The organism is Acrocarpospora pleiomorpha, assembly GCF_009687885.1.
Lineage (GTDB): Bacteria > Actinomycetota > Actinomycetes > Streptosporangiales > Streptosporangiaceae > Acrocarpospora > Acrocarpospora pleiomorpha.
This window is the reverse complement of record NZ_BLAF01000009.1, coordinates 191791-206555: the sequence shown is the minus strand read 5'-3', so window position 1 is coordinate 206555 and position 14765 is coordinate 191791. Positions and strand designations below refer to the sequence as shown.

Annotated in this window: 10 protein-coding genes; 8 read left to right on the top strand and 2 right to left on the bottom strand. The window is 69.7% G+C overall.

Annotated elements, in window-relative coordinates:
• Positions 1-82: 82 nt before the first annotated feature.
• The 5 genes from Aple_RS09250 (at position 83) to Aple_RS09230 (ending at position 9295) form a co-directional block, all read left to right on the top strand.
• Complete coding sequence (locus tag Aple_RS09250; RefSeq protein WP_218038204.1) at positions 83-2503, top strand: beta-glucosidase family protein; 2421 nt, start codon at positions 83-85, stop codon at positions 2501-2503.
• A 152-nt stretch (positions 2504-2655) separates the two neighbouring features.
• Entirely contained in the window at positions 2656-5574 is a 2919-nt protein-coding gene (locus Aple_RS09245; protein ID WP_246264280.1) for an alpha/beta fold hydrolase, read from the top strand.
• A complete protein-coding gene (locus Aple_RS09240) occupies positions 5571-6419 on the top strand; it encodes an ABC transporter permease (protein WP_155344085.1) in 849 nt (282 codons plus the stop codon). Before Aple_RS09245 ends, Aple_RS09240 begins: the two co-directional genes overlap by 4 nt.
• A 325-nt stretch (positions 6420-6744) precedes the next feature.
• Positions 6745-8073 carry a cytochrome P450 gene (locus Aple_RS09235; protein ID WP_170321363.1) on the top strand — a complete coding sequence of 443 codons (1329 nt, stop codon included), beginning with the start codon at positions 6745-6747 and terminating at the stop codon, positions 8071-8073.
• A gap of 118 nt (positions 8074-8191) precedes the next feature.
• On the top strand, positions 8192-9295 hold the full coding sequence (locus Aple_RS09230; protein WP_155344083.1) for a terpene synthase family protein: 1104 nt from the start codon (positions 8192-8194) through the stop codon (positions 9293-9295).
• A gap of 3 nt (positions 9296-9298) precedes the next feature.
• Here Aple_RS09230 and Aple_RS51915 read toward each other — a convergent pair whose 3' ends face one another.
• Positions 9299-9463 carry a hypothetical protein gene (locus Aple_RS51915; RefSeq protein ID WP_170321362.1) on the bottom strand — a complete coding sequence of 55 codons (165 nt, stop codon included), beginning with the start codon at positions 9461-9463 and terminating at the stop codon, positions 9299-9301.
• 182 nt (positions 9464-9645) lie between these two features.
• On the opposite strand from Aple_RS51915, the gene Aple_RS09225 reads away from it, so the two are divergent.
• The 3 genes from Aple_RS09225 (at position 9646) to Aple_RS09215 (ending at position 13953) form a co-directional block, all read left to right on the top strand.
• The gene (locus Aple_RS09225) at positions 9646-11754 is read left to right on the top strand and encodes an ATP-binding protein (RefSeq protein WP_155344082.1); all 2109 of its coding nucleotides are present in this window, start codon (positions 9646-9648) and stop codon (positions 11752-11754) included.
• A gap of 213 nt (positions 11755-11967) precedes the next feature.
• Positions 11968-12873: a proteasome assembly chaperone family protein gene (locus tag Aple_RS09220; RefSeq protein ID WP_155344081.1), complete on the top strand. Its 906-nt coding sequence runs from the start codon at positions 11968-11970 to the stop codon at positions 12871-12873.
• 12 nt (positions 12874-12885) lie between these two features.
• Positions 12886-13953, top strand: a complete 1068-nt coding sequence (locus Aple_RS09215) for a Gfo/Idh/MocA family oxidoreductase (protein ID WP_155344080.1) — start codon at positions 12886-12888, stop codon at positions 13951-13953.
• Here the strand turns inward: Aple_RS09215 and Aple_RS09210 are convergent.
• The gene (locus Aple_RS09210; RefSeq protein WP_155344079.1) at positions 13930-14721 is read right to left on the bottom strand and encodes a tyrosine-protein phosphatase; all 792 of its coding nucleotides are present in this window, start codon (positions 14719-14721) and stop codon (positions 13930-13932) included. The genes Aple_RS09215 and Aple_RS09210 overlap by 24 nt on opposite strands.
• Positions 14722-14765 lie beyond the last annotated feature (44 nt).

Genomic DNA, 14765 nt, shown 5'->3' with positions numbered 1-14765 from the left:
GACGGACTTCGGGTCCGGACGCACCTATCAGTACATGGCCACCGATGCGATGGTGAAGGGAGATCGCGATCGGAGGCTGACGATGGACGAAGTGACTCAGGCGCTCAAAAGACTCGATCTTCACACGAAAGCGGCGCTGCTCGCGGGGCAGGACATGTGGACGTTGCCTGCCATACCCGAGATCGGCCTGGATTCCCTGGTCATGTCGGACGGGCCGATCGGGGTCCGGGGCATGGAGTGGACGGCGGTGGACCCGTCGATCGCTCTCCCCAGCCCGACAGCCCTGGCGGCCACCTGGGATGTCGCACTGGCCCGGCGCGTGGGCGAACTGCTGGCGCAGGAGGCGCGGCGAAAGGGAGTGCACGTACTGCTCGCGCCGACCGTCAACCTGCACCGGTCACCGCTGGGCGGACGCCACTTCGAGTGCTACTCCGAGGATCCCCTGCTCAGCGGCGAGATCGCGGCCGGATACGTGACCGGCGTCCAGGAACGCGGCGTCGCGGTCACCGTCAAACACTTCGTGGCCAACGACTTCGAAACCGAGCGATTCACGGCGAACGTCCTCGTCGGCGAGCGGGCGCTACGCGAGCTGTATCTCGCGCCCTTCGAGATCGTGAACCTCAAAGCCGGCCCGTACGGGGTGATGGCGGCCTACAACCGGGTCAACGGCCCAACGATGACCGAACACGACGAACTGCAGAACCGGGTGCTGCGGGAGGAATGGGGTTTCGACGGGTTCATCGTGTCGGACTGGACGGCGGCCAGGGACACGGTGCGGGCCGCGAACGGCGGACTCGACGTGGCCATGCCAGGCCCGCGAACGGTGTACGGGCCCGCGCTGGCCGACGCGGTCAAGGCGGGCGAGGTCAGTGAGGCCGTCCTGGACGAGCATGTCCTGCGGGTCCTCACGGTGGCCGCCAGGACGGGCGCGCTGCGAACCGGCAGTCCACGCCCCGAATTCGCGCACGTGGACGGGGAGGCTCTCGCCCGGGAAGTCGCCGCGCGTTCCTTCACGCTGCTGCGAAACGAACCGGCGGCAGGGCGGCAGCGCATTCTCCCCCTCCCGACGGGCACCAGGATCGCCCTGATCGGTGGCCTGGCCAAGGACGCCCGGGTGATGGGCGGAGGAAGCGCGCAGGTCTACCCGGAACATGTGGTCTCACCGCTGGAAGGCCTGCGCGCCGCCGGTCTCGACGTCACGTACGCCCGAGGCGCCGACCCCAGCCCCAACCTCAACCCGGCCCGCGACGGCTTCGCCATCACCTCCACGGCCAGGGCCGCGGACGGCCGGATCCTGGGGACGTTCCCACAGATAGACGGCATGCTGACGTGGATAGGCCAGACCCCCGTGCCGTACGACGAGCTGCACACGGTCGAGATCGGCGGCACCTTCACCCCCGACGTGGACGGCGGGCATGAGTTCGCGATCGACGGGCTCGGTGCCTTCCGGCTGGAGATCGACGGCTCGACCCTGCACGAGGGAGTGATCAAACCGCCCCCGGACCGGGCGGCCGACGCGATCTTCGTACCGGCGCAGAAAGTCTTCACGGTCGAGCTGGCCGCCGGTCGGCCGGTGGACGTGCTGCTCGTCCACACCGTCTACAAGGGCCAGGTCGGCGAGATGCCGCTGGCGTTCGTCGGGTTCGGCCTGGCCCACCGGGAGCCGCGGCCGGACGCGGACACGCTGCTGGCGCAGGCCGAGGCCGCCGCCCGCGAGGCCGATGTGGCCGTGGTCGTGGTGGGCACCTCGAAGGAGATCGAGAGCGAGGGCTTCGACCGGCGCTCGCTGCGCATCCCGGAACGCCAGGACGAGCTCGTCTCGCGGGTGGCGGCGGCCAATCCGAACACGATCGTGGTCGTGAACGCGGGCTCCCCGGTGGAGATGCCGTGGCGGGAGGAGGTCGCGGCGACGTTGCTGACCTGGTTCCCCGGCCAGGAGGGCGGGCACGCGCTGGCCGACGTGCTGACCGGCGCGGCCGAACCGGGCGGGCGGCTGCCGACGACCTGGCCGGTGACGATGGCCGACTGCCCGGTCCTCGACGTGACCCCGCGGGACGGGGAGATCCGCTACGACGAGGGCGTGTTCATCGGCTACCGCGCCTGGGACCGGATGGGCACCGCACCCGCCTACCCGTTCGGCCACGGCCTCGGCTACACCACGTGGGACTACGAGTCGATCGAGTACACGGACGCGGATGACGGTTCGGCCATCGGCGCCCTCACCGTGCGACTACGCAATTCGGGCACGCGACCGGGACGGGAGGTCGTCCAGGCGTACCTTTCTCCGGTCGAACCGGACGAGTCACGCCCGGCGCGGTGGCTGGCCGGGTTCGCGACGGCCGACGCCGAACCCAGAGCGAGCGTCGAGGTGACCATCGAGATCCCGCGGCGGACCGCCGAAATCTGGACCGAGGAGGGCTGGCGGCTGGTCGAAGGCGACTATGTTCTCACCGCCGCGCACTCGCTGACCGAACCTCGCCTCAGCACCCCAATCACCTTCTAACCCACACGCATCAACCCCAACCGCCCAGCAGGTACGCCACCGGTCGGACAGACCTCATCTCGCCACCCCAATCACGTTCAACCCAACCGCCGGCACGCCTGCCCGCCAGGCGGTCTCAGCCGGCTCTCAGCGGTTCTCAGTAAGCTCTCGACATGACGTTCCCTGGTGGGCGGCGGGCTATGACCGCCGTGATCGCGCTTGCGGTCCTTGCGGTGGCCGCGATCACATGGGCGGTCTGGCCCTCGGAGCCACCGCCGCGCGGCCAGGACCTGACGATCGACGTGCTCGACGGTCCTGCCAACGACCAGCGCGTCACGATCGACGCCACGTTCTTCGCCCCCGCGTCCGGCGGCAAGGCCCCCGCCGTCCTGCTCGGCCACGGCTTCGGCGGCAGCAAGGCGAGCGTCCGCGACCAGGCCCAGCGCCTGGCCCAGCACGGCTACGCGGTCCTGACCTGGTCCGCCCGCGGCTTCGGCCGCTCCACCGGCGAGATCGCCCTCAACTCCCCCGACTACGAGGTCAAGGACGTCCAGCAGCTGGTCGACTGGCTCGCCACCCGCCCCGAGGTACGGCTCGACGCGGCGGGCGACCCCCGCGTCGGCATGGCCGGCGGCTCGTACGGCGGCGCGATCGCCCTGATGACCGCCGCCTACGACACCAGGATCGACGCCATCGCCCCCCAGATCACCTGGCACGACCTGGCCGACGCCCTGTTCCCCAACGCCACCGGCCAGGGCCCCGCGACCGGCGTCTTCAAGAAGATGTGGGCCGGAATCTTCTTCAGCGCAGGCGGCAACCGCCTGGCAGGCCTCAGCGGCGGCGCCTCGGGCGGCCTCGCGGGCCTGACCGGAGCTACGGGAACCGGCGGCTCTGGCGGAGTTGGCGGAACGGGCACAGGCGGAACGGGCACGCCCGGACCAGGAACAGCCACACCCGGAACAGCCACACCCGAAGCAGGCACGAACGGAGCAGGCACGAACGAAACGGGCGCAGGAGGCACAAGCGCGAGCCCAGCGCCCACCAGCGCGCCCGACATTTCCGGAACTCCGGGAACCTCCGGCTCTGAACGTCCGGCGGCGACAGGCATGACGCCGCAACAAGTGCAATGCGGACGATTCATGCCGACGATCTGCGACATCTATCAGGAGATCGCCGAAAAGGGCCAGGCCACCCCGCAGGCCATCGACTTGCTGCGACGCTCAAGCCCCGTCTCCGTGCCCGGAAAAATCCGCATTCCCTCCCTGATCATTCAAGGCCAGCGAGACTCCCTCTTCCCGCTCTCGCACGCCGACGCCAACGCCCGCGCGATCGCGGCCACCGGCGCCCCCGTCGAAGTCGCCTGGATCAACGGCGGCCACGACGGCGGCGACAGCGAAGGCGACTGGGTCTTCGACCGCACCGCCGCCTGGTTCGACACCTGGCTCAAAGACTCGGCCACCCCCGGCAACCCCGCCGCCGCGGCGTACCAGAAGGCCACAGGTCAGGGAGCGGCAGGCCAGAACACGGCCGGACAAACCGGCGCTAACCAAACCACAGGCCAGAGCGCTGACCAAACCGCTGGCAAGAGCGCGGCCACGGCCGTGCCAGGGGGCGCGGCGTTCACCGTCTCCCGGGACGGCGGGCGGGACCCCGGCACCCGGCGCAACACGATCGTGCACGCGGAAGGCAGCCGCTATTCCGGCCTTTCCGGCACCGCGCAGACCTCGGTCACGCTCAACGGACCCGCGCAGGAGGTAGCCAACCCGCCGGGCGGCTCCCCCGCCGCGATCTCCTCGATCCCCGGCTTCGGCGGACTGCTCGGCAACTCCTCCACCGGCGTGAGCGCCGCACTCGACCTCCCCGGCCAATCCGCCACTTTCGAGTCCGCTCCGCTCAAAGCGCCGATCCACCTCACCGGCTCCCCCACCGCCACGATCCGCGTGTACGGCACCGGCCAGGTCACCCTCTTCGCCAAGCTCTACGACGCCACGACAGGCCAGCTCGCCGTACTCCCCGGGAATCTGACCGCGCCCCTCCGGGTGAACGCGACCCCGTCGGGAACCACGGCCACGATCGCCCTCCCCGCGGTGGACCGCCGGTTCGACACCGGCCGCACGCTGCGCCTCGTCCTGGCCACCACGGACATGGCGTATTCGACGCCCGCCGCGCCGGCCGTCTACCGGATCGAGCTGGCCTCGCCGGACCTGGTGATCCCCACCGACAGCGGGCTGTCGGCTCCGGCGACGGGACCGGCCTGGTGGACCTGGGCGATGCCGCTGTCCGCGCTCGTCGTCGCCGTCGTCCTGGTGCTCGTCGGCCGGGTGCGCCGAGCCGACACCGCCCAGGAAAGCGACCTGGCCGACGTCCCCCTCCAGATCACCGGCCTGACCAAGCGGTACCGCAACGGCGAGAAGGCCGTGGACGACCTGTCGTTCCGGGTGGAACGCGGCCAGGTGCTCGGCCTGCTCGGCCCGAACGGCGCGGGCAAGACGACCACCATGCGCATGCTCATGGGACTCATCCACCCCGACGCCGGCGATATCAAGATCTTCGGCAGCAAGGTCGTGCCAGGCGCCCCCGTGCTGTCCCGGCTGGGATCCTTCGTCGAAGGCCCCGGCTTCCTGCCGCACCTGTCCGGGCGGGACAACCTGGAGCTCTACTGGCGGGCCACCGGCCGCCCGCCCGCCGACGCGCACCTCGACGAGGCGCTCGAGATCGCCGGTCTCGGAAACGCGGTGGACCGCGCGGTGCGCACGTATTCGCAGGGCATGCGGCAGCGGCTCGCGATCGCGCAGGCCATGCTCGGCCTGCCGGACCTGCTGGTCCTGGACGAGCCCACGAACGGTCTCGACCCGCCCCAGATCGCCGAGATGCGCAAGGTCCTGCGGTCGTACGCGGCGAAGGACCGGACCGTGATCGTCTCCAGCCACCTGCTCGGCGAGGTCGAGCAGACCTGCAGCCACGTCGTCGTCATGCACCGGGGCAGGCTGATCTCGAACGGCCCGGTGGCCGAGCTGCTCAGCCGGGGTCACCTCAACGGCAGCACCCGCCTGGAGGACGTGTTCCTCGACCTGATCGGAGAGCAGGTATGAGCACCGGCGCGATCGGCTACGCCCCGGGGCACACGCTGCCGCTCCGGGTGGAGATCATCCGGCAGTTCAAGCGGCGTCGCACCCTGGTCATGTTCGGCCTGCTGATGGCGCTGCCCTGGATCCTGGTGATCGCCTTCCAGTTCGGGCCGGGCAACAGCAACAACCAGAACAGCCTGCGCCTGTCCGACCTGGCGACGGCGGGCGGGCTGAACTTCGCCGCGTTCGCGCTGTCGGTGTCGGCGAGCTTCCTGCTGGTGGTCGCGGTGGCGCTGTTCTGCGGCGACACGGTGGCGAGCGAGGCCAACTGGTCGTCGCTGCGCTACCTGCTGGCCGCGCCGATCCCCCGCGACCGGCTGCTGCGGCAGAAGCTGATCGTCGCGCTCGGCTACTCGGCGGCGGCCGTCACCGTGGTCCCGCTGATGGCGCTGCTCGCCGGGACGATCGTGTTCGGCTGGAACGACATCACCGTGCCCGGCACCGGCGAGATCATCCCGGCCGGCGACGTGCTGCCCAAGTTCGCCATCGTCATCGGATACGCGATGGTCAGCAACCTGGTCGTGGCCGCCGTGGCCTTCCTGCTGTCGGTGAGCACCGACTCGCCGCTGGGCGCGGTGGGCGGCGCGGTCGGGCTGGTGATCGTCAGCTCCATCCTGCAGGCGGTGGAGGCGCTGGGCGGCCTGCGCGAGTTCCTGCCCACGTTCTGGAACACCGCCTGGCTGGACGCGCTCGCCCCGGTGCCCGACTACAGCGGCATGATCAAGGGCGTCGCGGTCGCCCTCACCTACGCGGTGATCCTGATCGCCTTCGCATTTCGGCGATTCCGCCGAAAGGACGTCGTCTCCTGATATTTCCGGCCATGCCGAATTAGACCGTGACAAACGACTACACAATCAAATTATCACACCGCGTCAGTGGCGAATAATCACAATAGCGACTGAATGGGCACGGCGACTCCCATGTGATTCCAGATGCGCAGCATCTTCTCAACTTCGGCAGTCATGTCTCATTGACAGAGCAACCATTTCATGTCGGAATGAATGGGACTTATTTCCTGTAGGGGCACCAGCGGGCATGCCAATCGCATGCGCTCGCTAATCGGGGGCGCGCTTTGGCATGGCCATTGGTCGTCCAGTCGGACGACCCTGCCGAGCCGAGACGAGGATCGCGCCAATGCCTCAGCTAACGACTGCCGCGCCCGGCGGCTTCCCGCTGCTCGGGCACATTCCATCCCTGGTGAGACGCCGCCTCAGCTTCCTCGAGCAGATGCGCGACCACGGCGGGGTGGTCCGCATCCGGCTCGGGCGCACGCCCGCGTTCGTGATCAGCGACGCCCGGATCGCCCGCGAGGTGCTCAGCGACGGCGGGACCACGTTCGCCCGGGGCCGGTTCTTCCGCAAGCTGCGCCCGCTGCTGGGCGACGGGCTCGGCACCTCCGACGGCCCCTTCCACATGCGCCAGCGGCGCATGGTGCAGCCCGCCTTCCACCACTCCCGCCCCGGGTACGACATCGAGACCATGCGCGGCGTTATCGAGGCGCGGACCGGCTCCTGGCAGGCGGGGATGACGCTGGACATCGCCAGGGAGATGGACCGGCTCGGGGTGGCGCTGATCACCAAGACCCTGTTCTCCTCCGACACGGCCGCGGGCGAGGTCCGCGACGTGCAGGAGTCCATCGCCGACTTCATGGTGGGCGTCGGCATCCGCACGGTGGTCCCCAGCGATCTGCTGGAGCGCCTGCCGATCCCGGCGAACCGGCGGTTCAACGCGGCCAGGGACCGGCTGGAGCACGCCATCACCAAGGTGATCGCCGACTACCACGCCGACGAGCGCGACCACCACGACATCCTGTCCATGCTGATCGAGGCCCGGGACCCCGAGGGCCTGCCGATGTCGGACCAGGAGCTGCGCGACGAGGTGCTCTCGCTGGTGGTCGCCGGCGGGGACACCACCGGCCACGTGCTCGGCTGGATCTTCCACGAGCTGGGGCAACATCCGGAGGCCGAGCGGCGGCTGCACGACGAGCTGGACCAGGTCCTGGCCGGCCGCACGGTGACCGCCGACGACCTGCCCAAGCTCGGTTACATCGAGCAGATCGTCAACGAGACGCTGCGGCTGCGCAACCCCGGCTGGCTGGTCATGCGCCGCACCACCCGGGCGCTGGAGCTGGGCGGCGTGCCCATCCCCGCGGGCACCGAGCTGCTGGTGAGCGTGTCCGCCCTGCTCAGGGACCCGGCTGTGTACGCGGATCCGATGCGGTTCGACCCCGATCGCTGGGCGCCCGACCGCGCCAAGAGCCTGCCCCGCGACCTGTTCCTGCCGTTCGGGGCGGGCACCAGGAAGTGCGCGGGCGAGCCGCTGGCCCGCATCTCGATGGCGCTGGTGCTCGCGACCCTGCCGACCAGGTTCCGGCTGCGCCCGGTGCCAGGTCATCGCGTCCGGGAGATGGCCCTGGGGACGATGTCCGCCGACAAGATCCCCATGACGCTGGAATCCCGATAACCACCCAGAAATAAACCGATAAATCGGGATAAGTCGTAATAACACATACTCCGCGTGCGGTGCGTTTTCCGCATTGCCTCGCGGCTCCACTCTCCCCCTCGCCCCAAAGGATCCTGCCGTGGAAATCTCCCAGATGGATGTGCCCTCGTTCTACTGCCCGTTCCCGTACGCGATCTCCCCCGAGGCGGCCGAGATCGACCGGCGCACCGTGCAGTGGATGGACGATTTCGGCCTGCACAGAAACCGTACCCAGCGTGACTACCTGGCCACCCAGAAGGTCGGCTACTTCGCCTCGCTCACCATGCCGCACGGCTCGGGCGAGGGCCTGCAGGTCGCCAGCGACCAGCTGTTCTGGCTGTTCACGTTCGACGATATGTACTGCGACGAGCGCGAGGACGAGTCGTCGCTGGACGAGCTGGTCCAGCTGCTGGGCAAGCTGGCCCGCATCCTGGAGGCCCCCACGGCCCGGATGCTGCCGGGCAACCCGTGGGCGGAGGGCCTGCGCGACATCCGCCGCCGCCTCGACCTCTACGCCACCCCCGTGCAGACCGCCCGCTGGGTGGAGGAACTGCGGAAATACCTGTTCGGCCTGATCTGGGAGGCCGTCAACCGCTCAGCCAAGCGCATTCCCCGGGTCAACGACTACGTGGCCATGTGGCTGAACGTCACCGCCACCGCCCCCAGCCTGATGTTTATCGACATCAGCGCCGGCTACGAGGTCTCGGCGGCCGAGATGTCCACCACGCGGGTGCGCGCCCTCACCGAGATGGCCAACGCCCTGGTCGGCTGGGACAACGACATCATCTCCTTCAACAAGGAGGCCTTCCGCAAGGAGCGGTACGGCTACGCCGAGCTGCAGAACCTGGTCAGCGTGCTGGCCCACCAGAACGACTGCTCGATCCCGGACGCGCTGGCCACGGCCGTGGCCATGCGGGACCGGGTGATGTCACTGTTCCTGCGCCTCAGCGACGAGGTCAAGACGGACGCGGGCTCCGAACTCACCCGCTATGTCCACGGCCTGGGCGAATGGGTCCGCGGCTACCTGGAGTGGAGCATGATCACCGACCGGTACGGCGACCCGCGCAACCCCGACGACGACCTCACGGCGGACCGCATCGCCATGCCCCGCACCTGGAAGGACGAGCCCATGGACGACAGCCCCGACCCGCTCCCGGTCACCGCCATCAACTGGTGGTGGGACCAGCTGGAAGAGCCGCACTGACGACTACCAGTGCGGGGGCCGATCCTCGATCAACCGGGCGTCGTCGTCATCGCCCCGCCACTCGCCCCAGCCGTGGTCGGTGTCATCCGCGGTCTGGTCCGGCAGCACCGGCAGACCGTCATCGAAGAGGTCCACCGGACGCATGTCATCCGGCTGCTGCTCTGTCATGCGGCCAATAATATCGACTCTCCCCGGGGGTGATTTCCCCCCACGGGAGAAACGTCGGCTCCTCTCGCCCAAACATCTGTCGGCGGGCAAGGGTACGATGCGAGAACAGGAAAGAGCCCGTATGGGCGCGCAATTGCATTGGTTCAGGTGCAGGCCGGACGCAACAACCCCCGTGAGGCGGCATGGCAACGCCAGCAGGATGGCGGCGAGAGGGCAATTTGCCCGCGGAACTCACCAGTTTCGTGGGCCGTAGTCGACTCCTCACCACCATCAGACAACGTTTGCAGAACTCCCGCCTGGTCACGGTGACCGGTATCGGTGGCGTCGGCAAGACACGCACCGCGCTGCGCATCGCCCACCTGGTCCGCCAGCAGTTCAAGGACGGGATCTGGTATGTCGATCTCGCCCGCCTGCAGGATCCTGGCATGGTGCACCACACGATCAGCACCGCCTTCGGCATCGCCGACCAGTCGGCCCGGGCCGGCGCGGACACGCTCGGCGACTGGCTGTCGGAGCGCGAGCTGCTGCTGGTGCTGGACACCTGCGAGCACCTGGTCGAGACGTGCGCGGAGCTGGTCCAGGATCTGCTGGCCCGGGCGCCCAAGCTGCGCGTCATCGCGACCAGCAGGCGCTCGCTCAACACCCAGGGCGAGTCCGTGGTAGCCATCCCGCCGCTGATCGTGCCCGGCGACGACCCGTCGGAGAGTCCGTACCACAACGAGGCCGTGGAGCTGTTCCGGCAGCGGGCCTCGGCCGTGGTGCCGGACTTCGTGGTGGACGAGACCAACGTGAACAGCGTGGCCCAGCTGTGCGTGCGCCTGGACGGCATCCCGCTGGCGATCGAGCTGGCGGCGGTCCGGTTACGGGCGCTGTCGGTGGACCAGATCCTGGGCCTGCTCACCGACCGGTTCAGCCTGCTGGCGGGCGCGAGCAGGACCGCGCTGCCCCGGCACCAGACGCTCCGCGCCGCGATCGGGTGGAGCCACGAGCTGTGCGAACCGGCCGAGCGGCTGCTGTGGGCCCGGCTGGCGGTGTTCGCGGGCGACTTCGAGCTGGACGCGGCCCGTTTTGTCTGCGCGGGCGAGAGCCTGGCGGCCGACCGCATCCTGGAAGTGATCACCGGTCTGGTGGACAAGTCGGTGCTGCTCAGCTACAGCACGGTCTCCGGCCAGCGCTACCGCCTGATCGACACGCTCCGCCAGTATGGCGAGGACTGGCTGGACAAGCTCGGCGAGACCGACGCCCTCAGGGCGCGGCACCGGGACTACTACCTGCAGCTGGCCGAGCGCGGCGAGCACGCCTGGTCGGGCCCGCGGCAGGTGCACTGGTTCGTCCGGATGCGCCAGGAGCACGACAACATCCGGGTCGCGGTCGACTACTGCCTGAAGAACCCCGGGCAGGTCCGGATCGGCCTGGAACTGCTGGCCTCGCTCTGGTTCATGTGGGTGGCCTGCGGTTTCGTCCGGGAGGGCCGCCACTACCTGGAGCGCGCGGTCAAGGAGTCCACCCAGCCGAGCAAGGAACGCTGCAAGGCGCTGTGGGTGCTGTCCTACATCCGCAGCGCGCAGGGCGACATCGGCGGGGCGATCGAGGCGGCCGAGCAGTGCAGCACCGACGCCGTCCAGGTGGGCGACTCCACCTCGGTGATCCTGGCCACCAAGATGCAGGGCACGGCGGCGTTCCTGCAGGGCGACCTGAAGAAGGCCACGGCGCTGCTCGGGGTGGCGATCGAGTTCCACCGGGGCGGCCGGGAGCTCAACCCGGGCCTGCTGCCCGCGATCGGCGAGCTGGCGCTGGTGCTGACCGCGCAGAACGACCTGTTCGAGGCGGAGACGCTGCTGCAGGACTGCCTGAAGGTCTGCCACGAGCGCGGCGAGCTGTGGCTGCGCTCCTACGCGCGCTGGATCCTGTCGATCGTGGAGCTGAACACCGACCGGCTGGCCGACGCGGTGGTGAGCGCCAAGGAGGCGCTGCGGATCAAGCGGCATTTCCACGACGTGCCGGGCGTGCTGCTGGTCCTGGAGACGATCGCCCGGATCGCGGTGGCGGAGGGCCGGGTCGTGCACGCGACCTACCTGCTGGGCGCGTCGGTGACGAACTGGCAGACGTTCGGCCTGGCGCAGATGGGCTCGCCGTTCCTCTCCCAGGAGTACGAGAAGAGCCGCAAGGAATGCGAGGAGAGCCTGGGCCTGGAGCGGTTCAACGAGCTGTTCCGCCAGGGCGCCCGGCTGACCTTGGAGGACACCATCGCCACCGCGCTGGGCGAGATGGATTCGCCCGAGCCCGGCTAGCCGAAGACCCCGGCGGTTCATCCGGTCAATGCTCGGTCAAACCCTGGACCGTTTCAGCGTGACCGTGGTAGGACGCGAGCATGCGCGACGTGTCCAGTTGCGGATCCGGCTGCATGAACCCCAATCTCCACCGATAGGGTCCCCGAAACCGCCCGGAATCGATTGGGCGGGTCGTAGGTTCTTTGTGTAAGGACCTGAGGAAAGGCTGACATCGTGTTCGACCCGACGGATCTCTACCGGCTCGACGGAGACGTCCCCGAGCTGACCGATCCGGTGCTGCTCTACCATTTCGAGGGCTTCGTGGACGCCGGGGCGGCGGGACGGCTCGCCCTGGGGCATCTGCTCGCCGAACTGGAGCACCGGGTCGTCGCGACCTTTGACATCGATCGGCTGCTGGACTACCGATCCCGGCGGCCGGTGATGGTGTTCGACACCGACCGCTGGACCGAGGTGGACATGCCGGAACTGGCGGTCTACCTGGTGCACGACGTGACCGGGACCCCGTTCCTGATCATGACGGGCCCGGAGCCGGACCGGGAGTGGGAGCTGTTCACCGAGGCGGTGGGCATGCTGGCGACCCGATTGAAGATCGGCAAGCTGGTCACGGCGCACGGCATCCCGATGGGGGTGCCGCACACCCGCCCGCTCGGCCTGACCGCGCACGGCAGCCGCCCCGAGCTGATCAACGGCCAGACCAGCCCGTTCGGCCGGGTGCAGGTGCCCGGGAGCGCGGCCGCGCTGCTGGAGTTCCGGCTCGGCGGCAAGGGCCACGACGCGGTGGGTTACGCGGTGCACGTGCCGCACTACCTGGCCCAGGCCGAATACCCGCAGGCGGCGGTGGCCGCGCTGGAGGCGATCACCCGGGGCACCGGCCTGGTGTTCCCGATGGAGACGCTCCGCGAGGCGGCCGGGAAGACCACGGCCGAGATCGAGGAGCAGATCCAGGCCTCGGCCGAGCTGTCCGGCGCGATCGAGGGCCTGGAGCAGCAGTACGACGCGTTCACGTCGGGCGCCTCGAAGGAGAACCTGCTGGCCGAGACCACCCCGATGCCGACCGGCGACGAGCTGGCCGCCCAGTTCGAGGCGTTCCTGGCGGAGCGCGACGACCGCGAGATCTGATTTCCTTGGGGAATGAATGAGATCAAGGTTGGATTGGCCGGTTTTGGACCGGCGGGGAGCTTCTTTCACGCGCCGCTGATCGCGGCCACGCCCGGGCTGCGGCTGGCCGCCGTGGTCACCCGCGACCCCGCCAAAGCCGAGCGGGTACAGGCCACCGGCGCGGACGTGGTCGACTCCGCCGAGGAACTGTGGGACCGTGCCGACCTGATCGTGATCGCCTCCCCGAACCGCACCCACGTGCCGCTGGCGACTGCGGCCCTGCGCGCGGGCCTGCCGGTGGTGGTGGACAAGCCGCTGGCGGGCACCGCCGCCGAGGCGGCCGGGCTGATCCGGCTGGCCCGGGAACGGGAGCTGCCGCTGACGGTGTTCCAGAACCGGCGCTGGGACGGCGACTTCCTGACGATCCAGCGCCTGCGCGCCGAGCTCGGCGAGATCCGCAGGTTCGAGTCGCGGTTCGAGCGGTGGCGGCCGGTGCCGAAGGGCGGCTGGCGGGAGCGCGGCGGCCCGGACGAGCTCGGCGGCCTGCTCTACGACCTGGGCAGCCACCTGGTCGACCAGGCCCTGCACCTGCTCGGCCCGGTGGCGGCCGTCTACGCGGAGAGCGACGTCCGGCGGGCCGGAGTGGAGGCGGAGGACGACGTGTTCCTCGCGCTCGACCACGTGAGCGGGGCTCGGTCGCAGCTGTGGATGAGCGCGGTGGCCGGTCAGCCGGGGCCGCGATTCCGGGTGGTGGGCTCGGAGCGTACCTATGTGAAGTGGGGCCTGGACGGGCAGGAGGACCGGTTGCGGGCCGGGGAGCTGCCGGACGCGCCCGGGTTCGGGGTCGAGCCCGAGGCGGCGTGGGGCAGGCTCGGTGTGGAGGATGACGTGCGGCCGGTGGTCTCGGAGCCGGGGGCGTACCTGGATTTCTATCGGGGTGTGGTGGCGATGATCCGGGAGAAGGCGGCTCCGCCGGTGGACCCCGAAGGGGTGGTGGCGGTGCTGGAGGTGCTGGAGGCCGCCAAGGTGGCGGCCTCCGAGCGGCGCGTCGTGTCAGTCCCGGTGTCAGTCCCGGTGTCAGTCCCGCAGCCGGGCGCGTAGCGCGCTGGCGTCGGCGGCGGTCCAGCCGTTGCGGTCCAGCCAGCCCAGCGGCCCGTCGAAACGGTCCTCCAGGGTGGTCAGGAAACGCTCCATGTACTCGGCCCGCGGCACGTGGTGGTCGTCGGACTTGGAGTCCAGGTCCTCCCGGTAGGTGTCGCTGGCGCGCAGCCGGGCCAGGATCGCCCCGATGCGCTCGCCGGTGACGGCGTAGTCGGCGACGATGGCCTCCCGGGTGACGCCGCCGACCGCCAGCGCCAGCGCGCTGACCACGCCGGTGCGGTCCTTCCCGGCGGCGCAGTGCACCACGGCCAGGCCGTCGTCGTGGGCCAGCGCGCGCAGCGCCGCGACCACCGAGTCCGGCCGGTCCCGCAGGTAGCCGTAGTAGTAGCCGGTGACCTGGAGTTCCTCATCCACCTTCGGCGAGTTCCCCCAGGGGAGCGCCCGGTCGTCGATCGTGTCGGCGGCGGCGTCGGTGAAGCGGCCGCCCTCGGCGAAAAGGGTGTGGTGATGGAACCCGACCTCCGGCATTTCGGTTAACGGGCCGGGGCCTTCCAGGCGCACCTCGTTATTTGACCTCAGGTCCACCACGTGCCGGAGTTTGAGGGTCCCGACCAGGAACTCGATGTCGGCCGGGGTCAGACCCTGCAGGTTGTCGGATCGCAGGATGCGGCCGAATCGGGTGGTGCCGCCGTCGGTGGTCGGCAGTCCGCCGAGATCACGGACATTGACCGCGCCTTCCAGAACTATCCATCGCTCATGTTCGTTCATCGCTTATGAGCCTATCTGTCGGGATAAGACGGCGGAGTGGCGGC

What these genes read in the sequence shown, in the direction of transcription:
- Aple_RS09240 (WP_155344085.1), top strand. Translation starts at nt 5,571, where the DNA reads ATGAGCACCGGCGCGATCGGCTACGCCCCGGGGCACACGCTGCCGCTC.
- Aple_RS09245 (WP_246264280.1), top strand. Translation starts at nt 2,656, where the DNA reads ATGACGTTCCCTGGTGGGCGGCGGGCTATGACCGCCGTGATCGCGCTT.
- Aple_RS09235 (WP_170321363.1), top strand. Translation starts at nt 6,745, where the DNA reads ATGCCTCAGCTAACGACTGCCGCGCCCGGCGGCTTCCCGCTGCTCGGG.
- Aple_RS09225 (WP_155344082.1), top strand. Translation starts at nt 9,646, where the DNA reads ATGGCAACGCCAGCAGGATGGCGGCGAGAGGGCAATTTGCCCGCGGAA.
- Aple_RS51915 (WP_170321362.1), bottom strand. Translation starts at nt 9,463, where the DNA reads ATGACAGAGCAGCAGCCGGATGACATGCGTCCGGTGGACCTCTTCGAT.
- Aple_RS09250 (WP_218038204.1), top strand. Translation starts at nt 83, where the DNA reads ATGGACGAAGTGACTCAGGCGCTCAAAAGACTCGATCTTCACACGAAA.
- Aple_RS09215 (WP_155344080.1), top strand. Translation starts at nt 12,886, where the DNA reads ATGAATGAGATCAAGGTTGGATTGGCCGGTTTTGGACCGGCGGGGAGC.
- Aple_RS09210 (WP_155344079.1), bottom strand. Translation starts at nt 14,721, where the DNA reads ATGAACGAACATGAGCGATGGATAGTTCTGGAAGGCGCGGTCAATGTC.